This is a genomic window from Bermanella marisrubri, from assembly GCF_012295615.1.
GTDB classification, from domain to species: Bacteria; Pseudomonadota; Gammaproteobacteria; order Pseudomonadales; family Oceanobacteraceae; genus Bermanella; species Bermanella marisrubri.
In genome coordinates this window covers 1,155,795-1,177,413 of record NZ_CP051183.1, presented here as the reverse complement: position 1 = coordinate 1,177,413, position 21,619 = coordinate 1,155,795, and the positions used below count along the sequence as shown (strand labels likewise).

Sequence of the window (21,619 nt, the reverse complement as noted above, 5' to 3'; positions counted from 1 at the left end):
TAATACCCTTTATTCTGATTCTTTTGTATAACGGCATTCACCCATAATATAGGTGCGAGAAATGGCGCGATCATCAGCCAACATCATTAGGCTAAATAATAGCTCGTCTAAATCATCGCTTTTCTTGTACTTGCGTGTAAGTAACGGCGTACTCTCTAAATCTAAAACAATAAAATCCGCTTCTTTACCAACGTCGAAATTGCCGATCAAATGATCCAAGCTAAGTGCCTTAGCATTACCTAACGTCGCCATATAAAATGCCTTTCTAGCATCTAGCTTCTGTCCGTTTAGCTGACATATTTTGTAGGCTTCGCTTAAAGTACGAAATAACGAAAAAGAGGTACCCGCACCGACATCCGTTGCAACACTGGTTGCGACATCGTGTTGCTCTGATTGCTGTAAATCAAATAAGCCGCTACCTAGAAATAGATTCGATGTTGGACAAAATGAAATCTTTGATTGAGTTTGTGCTAACCGCTTGTATTCACTTTCTTGTAGATGTACACAATGGGCAAAAATTGATTTCTTACCAAGCAACCCATAGTGATCATATACATCCAGATAATTTTCACGATCCGGGTACAGCTCCATGGTAAAACGAATTTCATCTTTGTTTTCACTAAGATGGGTTTGCAAATAAACATCAGGGCTTTCTTTTAAAAGCTTACCGGCATATTCCAATTGCTCTGGCGTGGAGGTAATGGCAAAGCGCGGTGTGACTGCATAAAGCTGCCGACCCTTGTCATGCCACTGCTCGATCAAGGCTTTACTCTCGATATAGCTTTGCTCGGCTTCATCACATAAGGCGTCCGGTGCATTGCGATCCATCATCACTTTGCCGCAGATCATACGAGTATTATATGACTCGCTTACTTTAAAAAAGGCATCCACCGCCGTTTTGTGCACACTAGCAAAAACAAGGGCACTGGTTGTCCCGTTTCGTAGCAATTCATTAATGAAAAAGTGAGCGGTTTCTTCTGCTATGGAAGGGTCTTTAAAGCTTTCTTCCGTGGGAAAAGTATATTGATTTAACCAATCTAATAACTGCTCGCCATAGGAAGCAATCACATCCACCTGCGGGTAATGCACATGGGTGTCAATAAATCCAGGCATGATAATATTCTGGCGATAGTCGATAATATTTTGTTCAGACGCCTGATGAATTAGGTCATCGAAATGACCTAGATTTTTCACTTTTCCATTTTCGATGAATAGCAATCCATCTGGCAAATACCGGAGCGCGCCGTCTGTATCAAAGTCTAAAATAGAGGAACGATAAACTTGCATATTGGGTTTTATAACTCGTAATTCTTTAGCTCAGGTATTTGTATGTGCCAAGCACTATCAAATTCGTATTCTTCTAGGTTATTGCCATCACCTGCGCGATCTACAACCCAAAAATCAGTGACATCTTCTAAAGCCAATAAAGGATGATGCCAGCAATTTGCTTTGTAACTTACGCCGGTTAAACTAGGTTCACGGCCACTCACCAAGAATAATCGCATACTATAAGGGTCGGGCTTTTGTTGACCCAGACAAACCAACACTAAATAGGGACGGCTGGAAGTCGGTAAAAATGCCTGACTGCCTAATGGATGACGTTCCATCATTTTGATGTCCATTGGCAAAGTACGTGGTTGCGCTCGGAAGATATTTATAATCGCCAGGTCAGATTGGCCTAATAATTCAACCGAGCTTAATTTATGGTGGCGCTCCGTTGTACCTTCATTGATCATGATGGGCTGTTCGCCCACTTGGATCACATCACCAAAATCTGAGAACGCTTCTGCCGTCAATGGCTCGGGCGTCAGTGTTAAGACTTTATTCAACGACATATCATGAACCCCGATATGTGGAGTAGCCGTTCGCACTTACCAATAGTGGTATATGATAATGCTCATCTTCATGATCAAGATTAAAGTCAATGGCGATCGATGGATACAGGCAGCGAATGTTTTGACGGTCAAAATAGGCTTGAATATCAAATACGACGCGATACGTACCGCTTTTTCTTTGCGTCTCCGACATCCAATCGGTTATACGACCATCATCATTGGTTTCACCGCTGGCAATTTTCTGATAGTCAGAGCCCTCTAAACGATAAAGTGCCACCGACACTGATGTTGCTGGCTTACCTAAGTGCGTGTCCAAAATATGCGTAGTTATGGGCGATTTCATAATAATTCCTTCTTCGCTATTTACGATTAGCTCTTAGCTATCTGTTAGGCCAAACAGTTTATCGATTCTTAAGGCCGTGATTTTACTTTGTTCTACCGCCGCATTTTCTAATTCTTGATGGCGTTCATTACCAATACGGCCGTTCAAAATATCCAGCATTTGTTGAGCACTTTTTCCGGTTGCAAAGACAATGAAAATAAAACCAAACTTATCTAGATAAGCCTGATTTTTTTCTGCTAACTCTTGAATAACCGCTTCTTGCGCTTGTGCAACAGAACTTTGCTCATGTTCCGCTAATGATTGCGTATTGCGATATTTCTCGCGTAAGCTAGAAACATCACCAATCTTTGGATGACCCTCAAAGGCTTCTAATAAATCTTGCTCTTGGCACGACTGCCATACAGATAGTGCAACTTCTTGTAGTTTCGACACAGAATCATAGGGGCGCTGATCGGCTACGCGTTCAATCCATTGACTAGATGTGCAGCAAAAGCTCAATGTATCGCGAGCTTCTCTCTCTGTCATAGAATTAAACTGATCTAAGCTTAGTAGCTTCATAAATTTACTCGCCCTCTTTTTCGGCTAGAAAACCATACACGCGCAAGCGACTGACACCTCCATCAGGAAAAATATTCAGACGCACATGAGTAAAGTGCTGTCCTTTATTCTGAATATTATGGCGATAGAAGTGTTCTGAATCCGCTGTGAGCTTTTCTCGCCCAATAACCTCATGCCATTCAGTATTTTCATCTGGACTTTGATGTGGTTCTAAACATGCTGCCTCCAAAGTGAAGCTCTCTGGATAATTTCCTTTAAAATGCGCGGTATCCACCAAGACTTTTTCAATAGAGCCTTTGGCCCCTAGCTTGACGATGATCCAATCACACTCACGACCACCACGGCGACGCTTGGTTTCCCAACCATCCCCCATGTCCTTGCCACGATTTGGCATGATCAGGTTTTCCATATTACTGAAGAACATGTCGCTGCATGCCATTGGGCGACCACCATTTTTGACATAGGCCAAATCAATAGGCTCACCAGGTAAGAACCAATCCCAGTCAATCACTGGCTCACCATAGACTCTCAATCTTGCAACACCACCGTCGGGGAAAATGTTCAACCGAATGTGAGTAAAGGCTTCTTGCGATTCGATACCAAAATAATTATCACTGTCAGGATTAACGTTAGACTGAATTAAAATGGGTTGCCATTCAGTACTATCATTGGGTGCTATTTCAGACACACAGCCTTCAATAGAAACGCTTTGAGGTGCATTACCGGCGAAGAAACGTGTGCAAACATTAACACCATGGATAATACCCTTTGCGCCTAGTTTGATCACACACCAATCGTGTCCAACTACACGTTTGCGTCTAGACTCCCATCCGTCCATCCACTTACCACGGTCTGTATATTTATCGTCGATAAAAACCGGGGCTGCTGGCTTAAGCAAGTTTTCCATTTCCGCAAAAAAATCATCACTGCATTGCAGTGCCTGTCCGCCTAGTCGTTGTGCCGCTAAATCAATCCACGTTTTGTACGGATGATCATTTTGTTGTTGCATGTATAAACCCTTATAAATAATTTGAAACAAGAACCTGTAACTAAAAAATTAGCTATTGCTCTTCAAACATAACTTGTTTTAACTCTTTCCATTGAACACCTTCACGCGGTAGGTCAACGTTTTTTTCATTCATTTTGATTATTTGCGAAGCAATCGAAACCGCCACTTGCATGGGTAGCTTTCCGGGGATATTTAAGTCGCCCACGGGGCATTGCCAAGCATTGCGTTGAGCCTCGCCAAAACCTTTGTTTTTCAGACGTAAATTAAATCGGTTGGCCTTAGTTTGCGAACCAATACAGCCAATGAAAGCCAGGTCATCTCGTTTAAGACAAAGCTCTAGTAGTTCGTAATCAAGTTGATGATTGTGAGTTAGGATCAATACTTGGCTATTGCTCGGCATGTCCGCTACAAAGTCTTGCGGATGCTCTAAAACGTGCATTTCAATATTGCCAGCAACCGCGTTGTCGGCATGGAAGCACTCAGCACGACTATCAACCCAATGCACTTTGCCGGGTAAACCACCAAGAATGTTCATCAGTGCGTTAGCTACATGACCTGCACCAAATACGGTTAGCTGCATCGCTTGCACAGGAAAAAACTCAAACAAAATAGAGACACTACCGCCGCAGCATTGACCTAATTTTGCGCCTAGAGGAAAGTGTTGTACCTCGTTAAGGGCATTAGTCCCTTTGAGCATAGTCTGCGCATGCTCTATCACTTTGAATTCCAAATGACCGCCTCCCAAGGTATCAAAACAACCTTGCTGAGTGATCACCATTTTGCTGCCAATATCTCTTGGGATAGAGCCTGCGGTGCCAATGACCGTAGCAATCACATACGCCTCGCCCAATTGCTCACACTCACTGATGGCTTGATGCCAACGTTGATGCTTTCTCATGACGCTCTACCTTCAAGATGGCGCTGACAATACTGTACCGCACGTAAAACTTGCTCTGGTGTCGCCGGGGCATTTAACGGCGGATTTACTTTATAATCTGCAACACTAGCCGCCGCATCCCGCAAGGCCAACCAAACCGCCATACCCAGCATGAGCGGTGGCTCACCCACAGCCTTGGAGTTATAAATGGTTTGCTCTTCATTGATACGATCAAAGAGTTTCACATTAAATTCTTTGGGCATATCCATAGTGGTTGGAATTTTATAATTGGCAGGGCCATTAGATGTAACACGGCCATGCCCGTCCCAATTCAATTCTTCTGTTGTCAGCCAGCCCATGCCTTGAATAAAGCCACCTTCTATTTGACCGATATCAATCGCAGGATTTAAAGACTGACCAACATCGTGAATGATATTAGTACTTAATACATCATACTCACCTGTTAGCGTATCAATTTCGACTTCACTGCAGGCCGCACCAATGGCGTAATAAAAGAACGGGCGACCATCCGCCTTTTCCCGGTTGTAATGGATTTTAGGTGTACTGTAATAGCCGGTTGAAGAAAGCGAAATACGATTTAAATAAGCCAGTTCAACAAATGCTTGAAAAGTCATTTCCTCAAGGTTATCACCAGATCCAATCAAAACGTGATTGTTTTCAAACCGTATTTCACTGGGTTCAACCTTAAAGTAATCACTAGCAAAATCGATCAATCGCTGTTTAATGGTCAAGCACGCATTTTGCGCCGCTTTACCATTCAAGTCTGTACCAGAGGAAGCCGCTGTAGGCGATGTGTTAGGGACTTTTTCGGTATTGGTACTGCTCACCTGTACGGTATCTATATCCACATCAAATTCATTGGCCACCACTTGTGCGACTTTCGTGAATAATCCTTGGCCCATTTCCGTACCGCCATGATTAAGATGAATACTACCATCCGTATAAACATGAACTAAGGCACCAGCCTGATTCAAAAACTGAACCGTAAATGAAATACCAAATTTTACCGGCGTTAACGCTAAACCACGCTTTTTATAAGTATGGTTTTTATTAAATTCGGTTATGGCTTGGCGACGCGTTTGATAATCGCAGTCTTTTTCTAATTGTTCGATCAATTCACGCATGTGGTAGTTTTCAACCACTTGACCATAGTGGGTACTGGAACCATCTTGATAAAGGTTGAGTTTGCGCACTTCAAGCGGGTCTTTGCCAACTGCTCTGGCGATGTCGTCCACCATGTATTCCGCAATCGTCATACCCTGAGGACCGCCAAAACCACGAAATGCGGTGTTGCTCACTGTGTGCGTTTTGCAGCGATGTCCAACCACTTGACAATCACCTAAATCATAAGCGTTATCACTATGGAACATGGCGCGATCGACAATAGCATCCGATAAGTCAGGGCTATAACCACATTTACCCGCAACCATAATATCCGTGGCTAAAATTTTGCCGGATTCGTCAAAGGCTACACGATATTGATTTAAAAAGTCGTGCCGCTTACCAGTCATGACCATGTCGTCTTGGCGTGGTAAGCGAAGCTTCACTGGACGCTTTAATTTGTTAGCCGCAACAGAGGCCATACACGCCCACGGAGCCGCCTGGGTTTCTTTACCGCCAAAGCCTCCACCCATACGACGCACTTCAACACTGATATAATTCATAGGTAGATCTAGTACTTCAGCAACCAGTTTTTGTACTTCAGTTGGATGCTGAGAACTTGTATAGACCTTCATGCCTTTGTCTTCGGTAGGCACGACATAGCTCACTTGCCCTTCAAGATAAAAGTGTTCTTGGCCTTTTACATATACCGTATTTTCTAAACGGTTTGGCGCTTTGTTGTAAGCAGTTTGAAAATCCCCTTTTTGCATGGAGTGGCTCGGGCGAACAAAAAAGTTTTGCTCTAACGCTTGTTCAATTTCCAGTACAGATGGCAAAACTTCGTATTCTACTTCAGCCAACTTAGTTGCGCGCTTTGCCTGCGCTAGAGATTGAGCGACAACTGCAAACAAAGGCTGCCCAACATACTCAACTTTTTTATCTGCAAAAAGAGGGTCACCTTTGAATACTGGACCAATATCGGCTTCACCGGGCACGTCATCTAACGTAATGACATCCACCACCCCTTGAGCTTGGAAGACCTTAGTTAAATCCATGGACACAATATTGGCATGGGCCTCGGTGCTTTGCGCAACCGCCATATGCAGTGTGCCTGCTAACTCTGGCATATCATCTACATAAACCGCTTCACCTGTTACGTGTTTCTCGGCACTTTCATGGGCTAAAGACTTTCCACTTTTGCCCTTGGCTGGACGCTTGCGACGCTGCTCATACGGTTCTAATCGACTGGATATAAAACTCATAGCGCCGCTCCTGTTAATTCTAATCCCATTTTAATGATTAAATTCGTGGCAACATCCAATCGATACTGTGCTGTTGCACGAACATCCGACATTGGCGAAAAACTGTCACTAATTTTTTCTGCAGCGACTTCAAAAGAACTCAAAGCAAACGATTTACCTTGTAAGGCTTGCTCAACCTCTACGCAACGACGTGGAATCGCATCCATACCACCAAAAGCAACTTTCGCTGTTTCTATTTCATCGCCTTTGGTGGTTATTTTTGCCGCCATGAGCACCGAACTAATATCATCGTCTTTGCGCTTGCTGACTTTGAAAGTGACAAAGTGCTCATTTGCGTTAAGTTTGGGAACTTCAATAGAGGCTAGGTATTCACCTTTTTCTAGAGCAGTTTGCTTATAACCTTGAAAGAAATCATCAATTGCAATGTTTCTAGGACCATTTACACCATCAACTTTTAGCACTGCCTGTAATGCTAAAAAAACTGGGGGGGTATCGCCAATTGGTGAAGCGTTGGCAATATTCCCCCCAAGAGTGCCCAAATTACGAATTTGCGTAGCCGCAATTCGTTTATTGAGTTGGGCCATTGAAGGAAACTCGGATTCAAAGAGTGATTGAGCTTGGTTGTAAGTAACCATTGCGCCGATTTCTATTGTGCGCTTGCTTTGCTGAATCTCAGACATCTGCGCTATGCGATGCAAACAAATAATATGATCAAACTGTTTATAGGCTTGGGTTAATTCCAACCCCAAATCTGTCCCACCCGCCCAAAGAGTTGCATCGGGGTACTGCTTCAATAACTGATTTAAGGCTTCCAATGTTTCGGGGATGAAAACCCTTTCATTGAGACTAACAATTGATTCGCGAGTTGGTTCTACAGGATCAAAAATTTTTACGCCCGAATCAAGCTCAGCTATCCTCGCGTCTTTAGGAACTTGATACTGCTGCATTTTCATAGCAGCTTCGATAATAGGGCGATAGCCCGTGCAACGACATAGATTGCCGGCTAGTTCTTCGGTTATCTCTTCTTCAGATAGTGCGACGTCATTTTCATGATTATGATGCATGGCCGCCATGGAGTGAACAAAGCCTGGTGTGCAAAAACCACATTGAGAACCATGGCACTCAATCATCGCTTTTTGCGCTGGGTGCAAATCTGACTGGCTAGACAAGGTAGGTAAGGTATAAACGGCACGTTTATGCATGCTGGCCAAGAGCGTGATGCAACTATTGATGGGTTGTAATGCTAAACGGCCGTCAGAGGCTTCTTTACCATCCTCAATCATGAGAACAGTACAGGCGCCGCAATCACCACTGGCACAGCCTTCTTTTATTTCATTCTGCCCTTCAATGGTGCGCAAGTAACCCAAAAGGGTCATATTTGGGTCGATTTGTGACACCTGCTGCCATTTGCCATTAATATTTATTTCTATCACGTTGGCCTCTAACCTTGCTAAATCCGCAGGAGATGGGCCTCTAAGCGCTTTTAAAATTATCGCTTAGCCATCGCCTATATTTCATCTCACCAGCACGCTGCAATAATCTGACCAATTAGTCAGCTTTTCAAGTGTTTTTTTCGCATATCGCTATTTAGCAACAGAATGGCAACTTTTGGCCGATATATTGCATTGGTTCACCTCAATATTTTCTGTCCATATGGTCAGTTTAATATTTACCCTATAGCTTTGAGTATAAATCCAAGTACTTTGCTTTTGATTTGTATAAAAGAAATTAGACTAATAGCGTTATTTATTAAGGGTTAAGCCTCTTAACAAAACGCGCCTAACCCCATTAAAAAGTGAATGAAAGGATTTATCCACTAAACGAAAAAGGGCATAATCCCTTTGACCTGATGGACAGTTTTTAGAATGGAATCAAGGTCCTAAGAAAAAAACCTAGCCTCATTGGAGATATAAATGAAAAAAACAATCCTAACGCTTGCTGCTGCTTCCGCATTTACTATGAATGCACAAGCTGAACAATACTGGGCAGATAACAGTGTTTCCGTTCTATATAGCGACCAGTACGAATTCAACGAAGATGAAGCAACGACGACAATGACTCTTGAGCATGTTTCCGGTCATAGCTGGGGTGATCTTTTCTATTTTGTAGACCGTCATAATGGTGGTGACTATAAAGAGACTTACGGTGAGTTCAGCCCAAATATCAAACTAACAAGCATTGATGACAGCTTAGTTTCATCTGTGAAGTTGGCATACACATACGAATTTGGCACATTCCAAACTGGTGACTTTAACCCAGGAAACCCTAGCTTTCATTCTGCGTTTGATAATCACCTGCTGGGCTTAGGCGCAGACTTAAAAGTGCCTGGAATGGATTTTACATCCGTTTATCTTTATCGCGCATTCAATGACAGTTCAGATAGCGACGATAATCAAATCACTTTGGTTTATGGATACTCTAACGGAAACCTGATTATTGACGGCTTCTTAGATTACTCATTCGGTAATGAAAATGACTCTGTTGAAGATGAAATGAACTTCACTCCTCAAATCACGTACAACGTTGGTCCAGCTCTTGGCTTAAAAAACAAGTTAAAAGTTGGTGTTGAATACTCTTATTGGACAAACCAATTCGGTATCGACGGTCAAGATCAAAACGCTGTTAGCTTATTGGTAAAAGCTCACCTGTAATACTTGTAAAAACGACGCACTCTAGTGCGTCGTTTTTTATTACCCCCAAGTCACTTCACTTCTTCCATCACCACTAAAACGTATTGCTCTACTAATTGTTTATATAACAAACACTTATTGCTATAATGCAGTTTTTCTTTTTATTCATTAGGACTTAGCTATCGTGAGTACAGAGCAGGAAATGGATAAGCCCAAAGTGGGCCGCATTCGTGAACGCAATAGCCAACAGATCATTCAAGCCGCTCAAGAAGAGTTTGTTTTGCATGGTTTCAAAGGCACAAGCATGCAATCCATTGCTGATCGTGCTGGCTTACCAAAAGCGAATATTCACTACTACTTCAAGAATAAAGAAAACCTTTATAACGCTGTTTTAGAAGACATTATCGAAGATTGGAACGTTGTACTCTCTGATATGGACGAAAACAGCGACCCCAAAGAGGTGCTGACTAATTTTATTCGTAATAAGATGCAGCTTTCCTATAAAAAACCTAAAGCATCTAAAATCTTTGCCATGGAGATTATTCAGGGCGCACCGCATATTAAAGAGTACATTAGTAAAGAATTACGCATTTGGGTTAAAGAACGTGTGCAAATAATGCAAAGTTGGATTGATCAGGGAAAGATGCGCGCTGTTGATCCGATGCACTTAATTTTTATGATTTGGGCAACAACTCAGCACTACGCAGATTTCAACACTCAAATTCTAGAAGTCATGAACCGACGCGAATATGATGATGAGGAAATCGAGCGAATTACTGAATTTTTAACCACCATGATTTTAAATGGTCTTGATATTCAATAAACGCTCGATCATCAATTCAAAGCACTAAATTCCGGGTTGTGTCATTTTTAGCGGGTCTAGTGCTTGTTCTAATTCATGCTTAGATAGATCCGTCATTTCCAACGCGACGTCAATTAATGCTCGCTTCTCAGATAATGCCTTCTTTGCTACTTTTGCCGCCAAGTCATAACCAATTAATGGATTAAGCGCCGTAACCAAAATTGGATTTTTATCTAGACTTTCTTCGACATGCTGTTTATTAACCTGTATATGTTGTACGCTGAATTCTCTAAGATGATCACACCCATTACTTAATAATCGAATAGCCTCAAGCAAGTTATGAGCAAGCAACGGCTGCATGACATTCAATTCAAACTGACTGCTTGCTGCTGCCATAGTATTTGCACTATCAAAACCGACCACCTGACTACAGACCATCGCCATAGCCTCTTCCATCACTGGGTTTACTTTAGCAGGCATGATAGAAGATCCAGGCTGTAACGCTTTTAGTTGAATTTCTCCCAAGCCATTATTGGGTCCTGAATTCATCCAACGTAAGTCGTTGCATAGTTTGTAAAGCGCCATGGCTACAGACTTTAGTTGACCACTTAACTCTAACGGCACATCAGCGGTTCCCTGTGCTGCAATATGATTTTTCGTTTCAGTAAAATGCATTCCTGTCTTTTTGCCGATTGCGTGTGCTACTTTGCTAGCAAAGGCAGGATGCCTGTTTACACCGCTTCCTACTGCTGTCCCACCTTGAGGCAGAGCGCACAAGCGCGGCAGTGTTTGTACTAGACGCTCCGTGCATTGTTCTAGTTGGCTAGCATACGCTTGAAACACTTGTTCAAAAGTTACAGGCATCGCATCCATCAAATGCGTACGGCCAGTTTTTACTATCCCACTAAACTCCTGTGCTTTTTCTAACAAACTGGCCTGCATCGCTTCTAACGCTGGTAATAAACGACGTTCTGTTTGTAAGGCTGTGGAAATTCGAATCGCCGTAGGTATGACATCGTTAGAACTTTGCCCAAAATTCACATGATTATTTGGATGAATTCGTTTTTCACCTAATATGTCATTGGCTAATTTCGCAATGACCTCATTCACATTCATATTAGTGGATGTACCTGAACCGGTTTGATAAACATCGACAGGGAATTGATCCAAATACTCTCGCCGAAGTATGAGCTCGCATGCTTGTTTTATTGCTTCGGCATCCTCTCGCTCTAGCGCACCTAACTCAGCATTTACATCGGCAGCCGCATACTTAACTAAAGCCACAGCTTCAAGGAATTCATTTGTAAACCCCTGTCCGCTAATCTGAAAGTTATTAACCGCTCGCTGAGTTTGCGCTCCATAAAGCGCATTAGCTGGGACTTCTACCTCTCCCATTGAATCAAATTCAATCCGGTATTCTTGTGTCACGATGAACCTCCAGTAGCAAAAAACATCAGTCGGTTTTCTTGATAAAAACGAAAAGCTAACATAACTATAGAAGAAGTTATAAACTCACACTATGAATCCATCCAAGTAATTTCAAGGACATTGCATGCGTTCTTTAACGGGTATACCTCTCATTTGCTTACTTCTTAGCCAAGGCACAATTATTATCAGCTATTTAATATCAATTCAATTTGATCGACCGAAAGTTGAAACCTGTAACCCATTCCTACAAGGATGCTTAAATATCACCGATGCGGGTATTTACGGCCTTGAAGGGTTTGTCTTTCGTGGAGGAATGATTGCAGCATGTGCTTTTTTCATCGTCTGGTGGCTAATGAATCATGACTTTAGTCTGGGATTACCCAAGTGGTTCAATCGCCTGAAAACTGCAATGGGTATCTTAGGTTCAATTCTACTTATTGGTTCAACCGCCGTCTTGATTCCACCACGATCTGCCATCCCATGGGATGAGCATATATTCTTTGCCACTTTCTTTTTTCTTATCACCTTTGTCGCCCAAGCCCTAGATCTTGCTGGCCACTATTTATTTAGGGCAGAAAAACAAGTCTTAACTGTACCTCTGAAAATAAAGTGGATCTGTGTGCTTATGCAAGGAATAATGATAGCCAGCGTTTTCGTTTTACGAGAACTAGATACCGGTGACTGGATTGGCAATGCTATTGAATGGTGGCTAGCATTACTGATCGGAATCTATTACGCCTCCAACCATGGTGAGTGGAAGCGTAAACTTCGAATTAGTCAATGAAACTCAAAACGTATTCTAGATTAATGACTAGTGCGCAGGCAAAAACGCACCAAAGCCTTTTTGCTTGCCTAGATTTTCACTGATCTGCTCGTTTTCAACCGCCAGCTTACCATTGATTACAACATGCTTTACCAAGCCAGGATTTCGATTTACTAACCTATCAAGACCAAAGTTCTCCATTTCGTCCCAGCTAACTTGCTCTAAGTTTTGATCAAACCCTGTTGGATCGATGACAACTACATCTGCACGATCACCTTCATGAATGCGACCTGCATCAACGTTAAACCAGTTAGCTTGATCTCCTGTCATGCGATGAACCGCTTGTTCCATGGTCATAATCGATTTTCCTTTTCCCTCTTGTTCCTCATCCAAACTTTCTTTAACTAACTTCAACATTCGTAGCGGTAAATTATAGAATGCCATGTTGCGAATATGAGCACCGGCATCACTAAACGTAATCAAGGATTTTTTATCTTTAACCATGTTCTTTAGAACATGCTTACGATGATTGCCTACCGTTGTATACCAACGTAGCTTGGTTCCATATTCCACGACTAAATCCAAAAATAAGTCCACCACATGAACATTACGTTTTTTCGCAACCTCTTCAAAATTTTTACCTACAATCGTTTGATCGGGGCAATCAAGAATAATGGCATCACCAAAATCCCTTTGCCAAACTCGAGGACTGAGTTTTTCGCCATAAAATTTACGGAATTGGCGGCGATAACTTTCGTCTTTCAAAAGCGAATTACGCTGCACCTGGTTTTTTAAATCTAGAGCCATCTCACCAGCACCAAATTCCTCGAAGAAAACCACATCAATTCCATCAGCATAAACAGTGAACGGAGTTGGTAGTACTTGCCAGCGAAAATCCCCACCAAAAAAATTGGCCACTTTTGCTGCGAGATTAGTAAGCTGTGTCAAATAAGCACTGCCCTTTAAATCCATACGACTAATGAGAGTTGTTTTTAAGCGCTTTTTGAAGATACCGATACATTCACGCATATACTCGTTAATCTGTAAGGCGTTGGCTGCATTTGGAGCCCCTTGATGCACTCGATCATAGCGTCTTAATAAATTGTTTAGGCGAGAGACCTCTTTCCAATGAGCGTAAGTGCTAGGTAGACTCTTTGACCACTCACGATCGCCATCCACTTTGTCCCACTTGAGGCACATAGTAGATAAACCCAAGAAGCCATTTTGTAGGGCTTCATCTAACAGACCTTCCATTTTTTTCATTTCAGTTTCTGTTGGTTTTATGGCGCGATCTGTGGCTCGACTCAATCCCATAACAGCTGTGCGTAAATCACTGTGACCGAGAAAGCTCATGACGTTGGGACCCAGAGGCAAGGTCTCGACAAATTCCAGCCATTGTTTGGGAGTAGACCAGGTTTTCTTTTTTTGTAGAATTGGCAAGACTTTTTCTCTAGGAACCGTTTCTACTCGAGTAAAAATATCAGACGCATCTTCGGCATCACTACACACCATACTCAGCGAGCAGCTTCCTACTAAAACGGTTGTGACGCCATGGCGCACTGATTCTGACAAACTTGGGCTAACCATTAACTCACTATCATAATGCGTATGGGTATCAATAAAACCTGGCATAACCCATTGGTTTTTCGCATCGATCACATTACGGCAGCCATTCTCATCTAATGATTCGCTACAGACTTGGCTAATTCGGCCATCTCTAATGCCAATGTTTTTAATACTTGATGCCGCACCGGTCCCATCAAAATAGCGACCATTTTTAATGATGATGTCAAAAGCCATGGCTCTCTCCGTTTTTCATTATTATTGTGTAAATCAAAGAGTAATAAGATTGACGTAAAGGTTCTTGTTAATTGGCGACAAGTAGTACAGTATTGTTTGGGTCGCATCGTTCGCTTGTTTCTTAAAGACAATTAATAACAATAATTATCATGAAATATTTTATCCGCAGTGGTTCCTTGCAAAGTTTCTCACGCTTAGTGAAGTCATTAGGCGGTGACAGCGAAACACTACTCACGCAGTGCAACCTGACTCAAGATGACTTACGGCAGCATGAACATCGTATTGAGTTTGAATCTATGGTTAAGCTGTTAGATTTATCTGCTACTGAATTAAAAACACCGGATTTCGCGTTGAGACTGGCAAAGCTGCAGGGAATTCAAGCCCTAGGCCCATTGGGGTTACTCATACAAAATAGTGCCACTGTTCGCGATGCACTTTTAGCGGCACAACGTTACATGGCGATACATAGCCAAGGCGAATATTGGCGATTGGATGAAGAGGATGAGCTTGCCTATATTGAGCGTTATGAAGCATTTCATGGCTTGAGCTACGCACGACAATATAAAGAACTCTCGTTTGGAGTCTGCTTACGCTTGGCCAAAAGTCTTATGGGCGAAGATATCGAACCAAGATGCTTGGAGTTCGCTCATGCACCGATTTCTGACCCTCAAATTTATCGCAATCATTTCAATTGTCAGGTCTTGTTCAATCAAGAACATGATCGCCTTGTGGTACCCAAAGCGCTACTAGATCGCCCCATACCAGAAGCCAGTGAAGCTGAATACGCCCAAGTAGAGCAATATTTGCAGGCAATGATCCAACCTTTTGAGGGGGACCTGGAACGGCAAGTTCAAACCTTAATTCTTCAAACTCTCGGACTGAAAGAGCATAGCATTGAGAATATTGGTGCCATGCTGGGTTTACACAAGCGTACGCTCCAGCGTCGCTTAAAAGACCAATCTCTCAATTTTAAAGAGATTTTGAACGATGTCCGCGTACGAACGGCCTGTTGGCAGCTAGAATCCAGCAATATGGATATGACATTGCTATCTGAAATGCTGGGATACAGTGATGTCAGTGCCTTCTCAAGGGCATTTAAAACTCGCATGGGCATCTCGCCGCTGAAATGGCGAAAGACTCAAAAAAACAAATCGCAAATGCATTGACAATCATTCTCATTATCACTACTATGCAATCCAGAGTTACCGTTAATGAGATTATTCGTCTATGTACGTATGTGTTTGCAAAGGCATTACTGATAGCCAGATCCAAGAAGCTTTGGACAATGGTGCCGATTACAAGCAGATCCGCCAGCAGCTGGGTGTCGCCCAGGACTGTGGACAATGTGGTAATCTGTGCAAACAAATGGTCCGTGAACATCGTGATCAATCACTGTTTTACGAGGCATCAGCCGCGTAACGAAAAAAAGCGCCAATGGCGCTTTTTTTATGTCTGACTATTCTAACCCCCGTCCTATGTCGCTTTGAAGCGGCGTCCGAACAACAAAAAGCCCAGAATGAGAAGCCATATGGGGGACCAGCCGCCATATCCACTACCGCTTTTTTTACTAGGCTCTGTTGCTACTGTTGGTTTTTGAATACCTAATTGTCCAACACTGGTTTGCAATATTGGCACTGTCTCCACGCCCATTGGAACGTAAGCATCACTACTTAGTTGTCTACATTCTCCGTTCTCACAGACTCGAAAATTACTTACTTGCGCAGCATCAAGGCCTTGGCTAACAGCCTCATTTTTAGCATACACAAATAACACATGATTCTGCCCTGGACTCAAAGGGACATCTAAGGTTTGCCACACTCCAGACCCTCTTGCTACGAAGACTTCGTTCACAAAAACATATAATTCATCAAACGTTTCAGATTCAGCCCGTGCATCAAATCGCAAAACGCTGTTTGCAAAAGCCCCTCCATCAACATAGGTCAACATGACAGATCTTTGATTGTGAGTAATCGGGCCTGATTGCATCACCCAGGTATTGCGTTCACTGCTGTAGTTTAAGAACCAAGGCTGACTGTGTTCAGTCGCTTCATCAGTGCCCGAAAACACAGGCCAGTCGACGCCTAGGGCCGATTCGGTTTCAAGTTGCGGCCATGATGGCTGGTTGGCTTGCTCGCCGTACAATACCTTTGAATTAACCGAGTATTCGAATTGATCTGAACTCATCTTATCGGTGGTAATAAATAAACGACTGGAATGCTCGCCTATGTAAGACCCCAAAGCCTTTATAGTGAAATTCAGAGAGCCTTCTGCATTGGCAGGTACTGTCTTACCTATTAACTGGGAAGCTTTAGATGGAAGTTCAAATTTTTCAGTATCCTCCATCCAAACGTCGTTAACAACAACGTCAGTATCACTGAAATTAACCAGTGCGTAGTTTTCGATTTTCACCCGACCTAAACCAACGAAACCTATTTTGTTAATACCTGTTACGATCAGTCCACTCTGGCGATCATTAATCCATTCAAGAAACGCATTGACCTCTGTATAACCACCTGCAAAGCCAATCTTGCCACATTCTACTCCCCAACTAACAAGCCCAACTAATTTTGGCGTACCATTATCATCATAAAAAAGAGGCCCACCACTATCGCCTTGGCACGAGTCCTTTTGCCCAAGTTCAACCTGCGTCTGCTCTGGGGTCTGCGCACATAAAACCTTTTGCCAATAACTGTCAGATTGCCCAAGAATTGTCTTGCACTCACTATCACTCAAAACCTTGAGATCAACCTCATGCAACTCATTCGGGCTACTTGTGCTATCTCCAGATACGGTTAAGCCCCATCCAGCCACACTCACAGGCAGGTCTTCGGCTGGTGCTTGGTCTAAATACTCAATGGGATTTAATCCCTCCACTCCTCCATCTTCGGCTATATGCAGAAGTGCAATATCATTCTCAAAATAGGAATTTTCCCCGCCATAGCCCTCATGAATGGCGAACCAATCCACAGTATAATTTGACTCTCTTGACCTACGATCAGTTTGTCCTATCACCAAATTCAATTTATCCACTTGGTCAAGTGTTACACCGTCGAGACAATGTGCAGCGGTCAGCACCCAATGCGTATGAACTAAAACTCCACCACAAAAATGACTACTCGGATTATTTTTAAACTGCAGGCTCACCATCCACGAATACGGTGTTGAAACGGGTTCACCACCGATGATTCTCGCAGTCGCCCCCTCGTATTGGTATGTAGATGCCATAGACATGGCCCCTGATAGCAAAGAGCCAATAATTATTAGAATCCCAACTAAACGCAAAATTAGACCCATTATTTCCGAATTTGAATTTTTTCAAGTATATGCACTGAGTCACACTCTGTCTGTGAAGTACTCTATTTATTTCTACGATATTTATGCCTGTTCAGTTTTACTCTTTCACACTCATCAAATTGAAGTTCCCTGCGCTGCAAGCGAGCAATTTAGAGCTATGCTTATATAAATCATTTTATTTCGGACGATCGAATGCAGTATCTCGTTGTTTTAATGACCTTTTTATTTCTAGTAGCGTGCGGCGCGCTGGATGATAGCGATGATGGTTCGTCTACTGGAACAACAGACCTCGATGGCCTATGGATCGGTACAACATCAGAATACGTCGGCAGTACGACTACTGCTACCGAATTCGATACCATCGTTCTATTCAATAACCAGAATGTCTATTTACTTCGCACTGATGAAGCACAAATAGGTAGTTATGAAATAACAAGCAATGGCGCATCTGATTGGGACCTTGAATTATTTCCTTATGCAAATCCTGACGTGGACAACAACTTTTTTGTCGGAACACGCAATGCTGATCGCTTTCAAGTGGATGGACTGTTCGCATCCGATACCCGCTTAGTCTTGAATTATGACAACACCAACCGCAGAGGTACTGCTATTTTGGATCTCGACACAGCTCAAGCCAACGATCTTAATGTGAAACGTGTTCAGGGAGAGTGGTCGACTACAGATTCCATTATGTATATCAATCAAGAAGGTGGTTTCATTGGCAACATCCAAGGCTGTCAATGGGAAGGCAGTTTGAGTGAGAATACAGGCTCAACATTGAACGTTTCTATTGTCCGTCGCAACTGCAGTGAATTTAACCCCGTTGTCAGCAGGCCGTCACAAGGATTTGCCGTGCTAGACGGTACTGGAAGTCTTCACTTCATGGCTGAACAAGACAATAGCTTTCTTTGGATGAAATTCACACCATCAACGGCAGCTCCAACACCTGATACTGGTGATGGAGCTGCCGATGATGGGGGCGACGACGGCGGTGATGAAGCGGCTGACCCAGCAGCCTAAAAAGGTTATCTAGAAAATACTAAAAACGAGAACGATCCAGCAAACCAACAAGACAATTGCGGACATCGCAAAAACAAGCATTCTGTGAAGCGTATTGTTATAAGTCACATGTATACACGTGTGAACAACTCGTAATACCACAAACAACCAAGCTAACATGGTTACTAATGTGTCTTGTATGTTGAGGGCTAATGCGGTTAGCACCAACACATAAAACAGAATAGGTAACTCTAATAAGTTAGCGTAATTGCGATTTATTTGAGTCAACCAAGCAGGTTCATCATATCCGCTCATTACTCGATAATATTTGGGGTTAACCATTCTCTTTCTGATCGCAATTAATCGAGAAATACCGACAGAAAAGCTAACCGTAAAAGTCAGCGCTAACATGGCTAGTAAAGGGAAAATTAATTCCATTGAAACATCCTTATTTAATTATTCAAACAAGCGTATGAATACCATCTAAGTAAGAAAAAGAGAAGTATTTACACTGTTCCATTTTGCGCCTTAATAGTTTCAGAATGCTGTTGAGACTCCTGATAGTTCTTGAATAGCGCCATAACTTGCTTACCTTTTTTTGGACCGAGCATACACATACTCGTCATAACACCACCCATCAATGCCCCTCCGACACCCGCAGTCATGACATCAGCGCCTGTCATATATAAGTTTTTAACGGGCATTTGCGGATGTAAACAACTTTGCTTAAAGCGATCCACATAATGGTTTAGCCCGTAGATTTCGCCACGTTCGTTTAATTGGTAGAACTGAGTTGATAGCGGCGTAGATAACTCGTAATAATCTAATGCCTCTTTCAATTGCGGCAAGCGCTCAAATAAGATGGCTAGCAGACGCTGACATAACGCTTCTTTCTTCGCCTCATAGTCGTCTCCACGTTGCTGCCAAGTAGTACCGTCCCATGCATCATAATCTTCCATATTGGCAATGGTAACGATCTCTACGGTACTTTTGCCTGGATATCGATTTTCCCAATCAGGATCCTTGCTCGACGGAAAAGATACGTAAACCAAAGGTAAATCGTCACTCTTGCCAGCTAAATAATTATCTAGGTTTTGTTCGTGACGACCGTCTGGGTAAATCCATAGGTTGGTTGTATTGATACCCAAGTCTTTCGCAGTACCTTTAAATCCAGCATAAAGGCAATGAGTCGCTGCCGAGCGCTCAATACTTGGTTCAGATAACCACTGCTTAACATTCAATTTCTGCTGTGTTTGGCTCGGAAGTAAACGATTCACCGTGTTCATAAAGCCAATATTACTAATTACATTATCGGCTCGTAACTCATCCCCGTTGTCCATTTTAACGCCGACACAACGATTATTTTCTATTAGTAGCTTGTCTACCTCAGCATAGGTAAACACTTCACCACCAGATGCTTGAATAGTAGGAATAATGGTTCGAGCAATACTTGATGCACCGCCCACAGGATAGGCACCGCCAGCTAAATAATGTTTCGCAATCAATGCGTGCATCATGAACGCTGCGTCTCTCGGAGTTTGACCGTAATCGCCCCACTGCCCTGTCAATACGCTTATTAGTTCTTGATTACTAGTAAGCCCTTCCAGTACTTGGCGAGTGGATTGAAAAAATGCCTTATCCACCAAGAATGGGCGAACCGTGTTGTAGAGACGCCCCATCCATCGCGGCATCGCTTGTGCGGCAAAAAATTTGGGAGTTTGTGAGCTGATTTTACGGACCAAGGCCACATACTGCTCAATAGCCTCGCGCTCTTGTGGAAAATGTTTACTTAATTCGTTGACGAAATTTTCACGACCTGCAATAAAATCAAACTCTTTATCGCCAAGGATGATTTTATCGTAAACAGGATCCATTGGGGCCCATAGCAAACGGCCTTGTGAAATCGTATCGAAAATGCGTTTAAGCGTGCTGGGTTTGTGTACCTCACCGATATAATGTACACCTACGTCCCATTCATATCCCTCGCGTTCATAAGCATGCGTGAAACCACCTGCGGTATAGTGCTGTTCTAAAACGCAAACCTTTTGCCCTAGTAAGGAGAGGATCGCAGCAGTGCTTAAACCTCCCATACCAGAGCCAATGACGATGGCATCGTAATGATCTTCGGCACGACCAGTGCGATAACGCTTCCCTGTTCTGACTTTCACTTTCGACATGGCTATCCCCTTTTTGCGTTGTTATTTTTATATGCAATTTGTTGCATATAAAATTAGCACCCTATCTAGCCATATGCAACAAATTGCATATAACTAATTTGAGCAATAGAATAAAGACACATTCATATCGAAGCTCACCATGTCACTGAAACACGCAATATTAACTTTATTAGAAACCGAGGAAGGTTCTGGCTACGACTTACTCAAGCGCTTTAAGTCTCGATTGGGGTATTTCTGGAATGCTAGTCACCAGCAGATCTACGCTCAGCTTAAAGCCATGCGTGAGCAAGGATTATTAGAATACGATGTGGAATCACAGCACGACCGTCCAGACCGCAAGGTATATCGCGTCACCGATAAGGGCCACAAGGCGCTACTCGACTGGATCGCTCAACCAGTCAAAATCGATAAGGTTAACGACGCGCTTTTAGTAAAACTCTATGCCGGCCACCTTACAGACAATACAAGTCTGCTGAATGAGGTACAGCAACACAAGCTAGTACACCAGCGCATGCTGCAAACGTTCTTAGATTTAGAGCAAGATTACCTAGCCTTATCTCCAGAACAAAAACCACAATACACTCTGCCATACCTAACGTTGCGCCGTGGGATTCTCGGTGAGCAAGCTTGGTTAGAGTGGGCCAGAGAGGTAGAAACCTTCCTAGCAAAAAATACCTAGATCATACGAACTAGTCGGTAAACGCCAAAAACAAACATTTG

The 21,619-nt window shown here is 42.9% G+C and carries 20 protein-coding genes; 7 read left to right on the top strand and 13 right to left on the bottom strand.

What is annotated here, in order from left to right; genetic code table 11:
• Window positions 1-9: 9 nt before the first annotated feature.
• Genes guaD through xdhA form a run of 8 tightly spaced genes read right to left on the bottom strand, consistent with a single transcriptional unit; the run spans window position 10 to window position 8,439 of the window.
• Window positions 10-1,287, bottom strand: a complete 1,278-nt coding sequence (guaD, locus tag HF888_RS05390) for a guanine deaminase (RefSeq protein WP_007016317.1) — start codon at window positions 1,285-1,287, stop codon at window positions 10-12.
• Window positions 1,288-1,295: 8 nt separating this feature from the next.
• Window positions 1,296-1,835: an ureidoglycolate lyase gene (locus HF888_RS05385; protein ID WP_007016316.1), complete on the bottom strand. Its 540-nt coding sequence runs from the start codon at window positions 1,833-1,835 to the stop codon at window positions 1,296-1,298.
• A gap of 1 nt (window position 1,836) precedes the next feature.
• Window positions 1,837-2,178, bottom strand: coding sequence for a hydroxyisourate hydrolase (uraH, locus tag HF888_RS05380; RefSeq protein WP_007016315.1), 342 nt, complete (start codon window positions 2,176-2,178; stop codon window positions 1,837-1,839).
• 33 nt (window positions 2,179-2,211) lie between these two features.
• Window positions 2,212-2,736 (bottom strand): 2-oxo-4-hydroxy-4-carboxy-5-ureidoimidazoline decarboxylase, encoded by a 525-nt coding sequence (gene uraD, locus HF888_RS05375; RefSeq protein ID WP_007016314.1) that lies wholly within the window; start codon window positions 2,734-2,736, stop codon window positions 2,212-2,214.
• Between the two features lie 4 nt (window positions 2,737-2,740).
• Window positions 2,741-3,745: an allantoicase gene (alc, locus tag HF888_RS05370; RefSeq protein WP_007016313.1), complete on the bottom strand. Its 1,005-nt coding sequence runs from the start codon at window positions 3,743-3,745 to the stop codon at window positions 2,741-2,743.
• 52 nt (window positions 3,746-3,797) lie between these two features.
• Window positions 3,798-4,643: a xanthine dehydrogenase accessory protein XdhC gene (gene xdhC / locus HF888_RS05365; protein ID WP_007016312.1), complete on the bottom strand. Its 846-nt coding sequence runs from the start codon at window positions 4,641-4,643 to the stop codon at window positions 3,798-3,800.
• Window positions 4,640-7,006, bottom strand: a complete 2,367-nt coding sequence (gene xdhB / locus HF888_RS05360) for a xanthine dehydrogenase molybdopterin binding subunit (RefSeq protein ID WP_007016311.1) — start codon at window positions 7,004-7,006, stop codon at window positions 4,640-4,642. The genes xdhC and xdhB overlap by 4 nt, the downstream gene beginning before the upstream one ends.
• Window positions 7,003-8,439, bottom strand: a complete 1,437-nt coding sequence (xdhA, locus tag HF888_RS05355) for a xanthine dehydrogenase small subunit (RefSeq protein WP_007016310.1) — start codon at window positions 8,437-8,439, stop codon at window positions 7,003-7,005. Before xdhA ends, xdhB begins: the two co-directional genes overlap by 4 nt.
• Before the next feature lie 480 nt (window positions 8,440-8,919).
• Here xdhA and HF888_RS05350 point away from each other — a divergent pair, with 480 nt between their 5' ends.
• Both HF888_RS05350 and HF888_RS05345 read left to right on the top strand, forming a co-directional pair.
• A complete protein-coding gene (locus tag HF888_RS05350) occupies window positions 8,920-9,657 on the top strand; it encodes a hypothetical protein (RefSeq protein WP_007016309.1) in 738 nt (245 codons plus the stop codon).
• Between the two features lie 163 nt (window positions 9,658-9,820).
• Window positions 9,821-10,459 carry a TetR/AcrR family transcriptional regulator gene (locus HF888_RS05345; protein ID WP_243469354.1) on the top strand — a complete coding sequence of 213 codons (639 nt, stop codon included), beginning with the start codon at window positions 9,821-9,823 and terminating at the stop codon, window positions 10,457-10,459.
• Between the two features lie 24 nt (window positions 10,460-10,483).
• On the opposite strand, the gene HF888_RS05340 is transcribed toward HF888_RS05345, so the two are convergent.
• Window positions 10,484-11,866 carry a class II fumarate hydratase gene (locus HF888_RS05340; protein ID WP_083771843.1) on the bottom strand — a complete coding sequence of 461 codons (1,383 nt, stop codon included), beginning with the start codon at window positions 11,864-11,866 and terminating at the stop codon, window positions 10,484-10,486.
• Window positions 11,867-11,990: 124 nt separating this feature from the next.
• Here HF888_RS05340 and HF888_RS05335 point away from each other — a divergent pair, with 124 nt between their 5' ends.
• Window positions 11,991-12,650, top strand: coding sequence for a Frag1/DRAM/Sfk1 family protein (locus HF888_RS05335; protein ID WP_007016306.1), 660 nt, complete (start codon window positions 11,991-11,993; stop codon window positions 12,648-12,650).
• A gap of 27 nt (window positions 12,651-12,677) precedes the next feature.
• On the opposite strand, the gene HF888_RS05330 is transcribed toward HF888_RS05335, so the two are convergent.
• Window positions 12,678-14,429, bottom strand: a complete 1,752-nt coding sequence (locus tag HF888_RS05330; protein ID WP_007016305.1) for an N-acyl-D-amino-acid deacylase family protein — start codon at window positions 14,427-14,429, stop codon at window positions 12,678-12,680.
• A gap of 149 nt (window positions 14,430-14,578) precedes the next feature.
• Between HF888_RS05330 and HF888_RS05325 the strand changes: the two genes are divergently transcribed.
• Both HF888_RS05325 and HF888_RS05320 read left to right on the top strand, forming a co-directional pair.
• Window positions 14,579-15,595 (top strand): AraC family transcriptional regulator, encoded by a 1,017-nt coding sequence (locus HF888_RS05325; RefSeq protein ID WP_007016304.1) that lies wholly within the window; start codon window positions 14,579-14,581, stop codon window positions 15,593-15,595.
• A 61-nt stretch (window positions 15,596-15,656) separates the two neighbouring features.
• Window positions 15,657-15,848, top strand: a complete 192-nt coding sequence (locus HF888_RS05320; protein ID WP_007016303.1) for a (2Fe-2S)-binding protein — start codon at window positions 15,657-15,659, stop codon at window positions 15,846-15,848.
• A 54-nt stretch (window positions 15,849-15,902) separates the two neighbouring features.
• Here the strand turns inward: HF888_RS05320 and HF888_RS05315 are convergent, their stop codons facing one another.
• Window positions 15,903-17,654, bottom strand: a complete 1,752-nt coding sequence (locus tag HF888_RS05315) for a S1 family peptidase (protein ID WP_165836997.1) — start codon at window positions 17,652-17,654, stop codon at window positions 15,903-15,905.
• A 261-nt stretch (window positions 17,655-17,915) separates the two neighbouring features.
• On the opposite strand from HF888_RS05315, the gene HF888_RS05310 reads away from it, so the two are divergent.
• Complete coding sequence (locus tag HF888_RS05310) at window positions 17,916-18,743, top strand: hypothetical protein (RefSeq protein ID WP_007016300.1); 828 nt, start codon at window positions 17,916-17,918, stop codon at window positions 18,741-18,743.
• A gap of 9 nt (window positions 18,744-18,752) precedes the next feature.
• On the opposite strand, the gene HF888_RS05305 is transcribed toward HF888_RS05310, so the two are convergent.
• Together HF888_RS05305 and HF888_RS05300 are read right to left on the bottom strand one after the other, a co-directional pair.
• The gene (locus HF888_RS05305) at window positions 18,753-19,160 is read right to left on the bottom strand and encodes an MAPEG family protein (RefSeq protein ID WP_007016299.1); all 408 of its coding nucleotides are present in this window, start codon (window positions 19,158-19,160) and stop codon (window positions 18,753-18,755) included.
• A gap of 68 nt (window positions 19,161-19,228) precedes the next feature.
• Window positions 19,229-20,899 (bottom strand): phytoene desaturase family protein, encoded by a 1,671-nt coding sequence (locus tag HF888_RS05300; protein ID WP_007016298.1) that lies wholly within the window; start codon window positions 20,897-20,899, stop codon window positions 19,229-19,231.
• A 139-nt stretch (window positions 20,900-21,038) separates the two neighbouring features.
• On the opposite strand from HF888_RS05300, the gene HF888_RS05295 reads away from it, so the two are divergent.
• Entirely contained in the window at window positions 21,039-21,578 is a 540-nt protein-coding gene (locus HF888_RS05295; RefSeq protein WP_007016297.1) for a PadR family transcriptional regulator, read from the top strand.
• The last annotated feature ends 41 nt before the right edge of the window (window positions 21,579-21,619 follow it).

Excerpts from the sequence above, each read along its gene's own strand:
- HF888_RS05325 (WP_007016304.1), top strand. The coding sequence starts at position 14,579 with ATGAAATATTTTATCCGCAGTGGTTCCTTGCAAAGTTTCTCACGCTTA.
- HF888_RS05305 (WP_007016299.1), bottom strand. The coding sequence starts at position 19,160 with ATGGAATTAATTTTCCCTTTACTAGCCATGTTAGCGCTGACTTTTACG.
- guaD (WP_007016317.1), bottom strand. The coding sequence starts at position 1,287 with ATGCAAGTTTATCGTTCCTCTATTTTAGACTTTGATACAGACGGCGCG.
- HF888_RS05295 (WP_007016297.1), top strand. The coding sequence starts at position 21,039 with ATGTCACTGAAACACGCAATATTAACTTTATTAGAAACCGAGGAAGGT.
- HF888_RS05330 (WP_007016305.1), bottom strand. The coding sequence starts at position 14,429 with ATGGCTTTTGACATCATCATTAAAAATGGTCGCTATTTTGATGGGACC.
- HF888_RS05320 (WP_007016303.1), top strand. The coding sequence starts at position 15,657 with ATGTACGTATGTGTTTGCAAAGGCATTACTGATAGCCAGATCCAAGAA.
- HF888_RS05310 (WP_007016300.1), top strand. The coding sequence starts at position 17,916 with ATGCAGTATCTCGTTGTTTTAATGACCTTTTTATTTCTAGTAGCGTGC.
- HF888_RS05315 (WP_165836997.1), bottom strand. The coding sequence starts at position 17,654 with ATGGCATCTACATACCAATACGAGGGGGCGACTGCGAGAATCATCGGT.
- HF888_RS05300 (WP_007016298.1), bottom strand. The coding sequence starts at position 20,899 with ATGTCGAAAGTGAAAGTCAGAACAGGGAAGCGTTATCGCACTGGTCGT.
- alc (WP_007016313.1), bottom strand. The coding sequence starts at position 3,745 with ATGCAACAACAAAATGATCATCCGTACAAAACGTGGATTGATTTAGCG.
- xdhB (WP_007016311.1), bottom strand. The coding sequence starts at position 7,006 with ATGAGTTTTATATCCAGTCGATTAGAACCGTATGAGCAGCGTCGCAAG.
- uraH (WP_007016315.1), bottom strand. The coding sequence starts at position 2,178 with ATGAAATCGCCCATAACTACGCATATTTTGGACACGCACTTAGGTAAG.
- HF888_RS05335 (WP_007016306.1), top strand. The coding sequence starts at position 11,991 with ATGCGTTCTTTAACGGGTATACCTCTCATTTGCTTACTTCTTAGCCAA.
- HF888_RS05350 (WP_007016309.1), top strand. The coding sequence starts at position 8,920 with ATGAAAAAAACAATCCTAACGCTTGCTGCTGCTTCCGCATTTACTATG.
- uraD (WP_007016314.1), bottom strand. The coding sequence starts at position 2,736 with ATGAAGCTACTAAGCTTAGATCAGTTTAATTCTATGACAGAGAGAGAA.
- HF888_RS05385 (WP_007016316.1), bottom strand. The coding sequence starts at position 1,835 with ATGTCGTTGAATAAAGTCTTAACACTGACGCCCGAGCCATTGACGGCA.
- xdhC (WP_007016312.1), bottom strand. The coding sequence starts at position 4,643 with ATGAGAAAGCATCAACGTTGGCATCAAGCCATCAGTGAGTGTGAGCAA.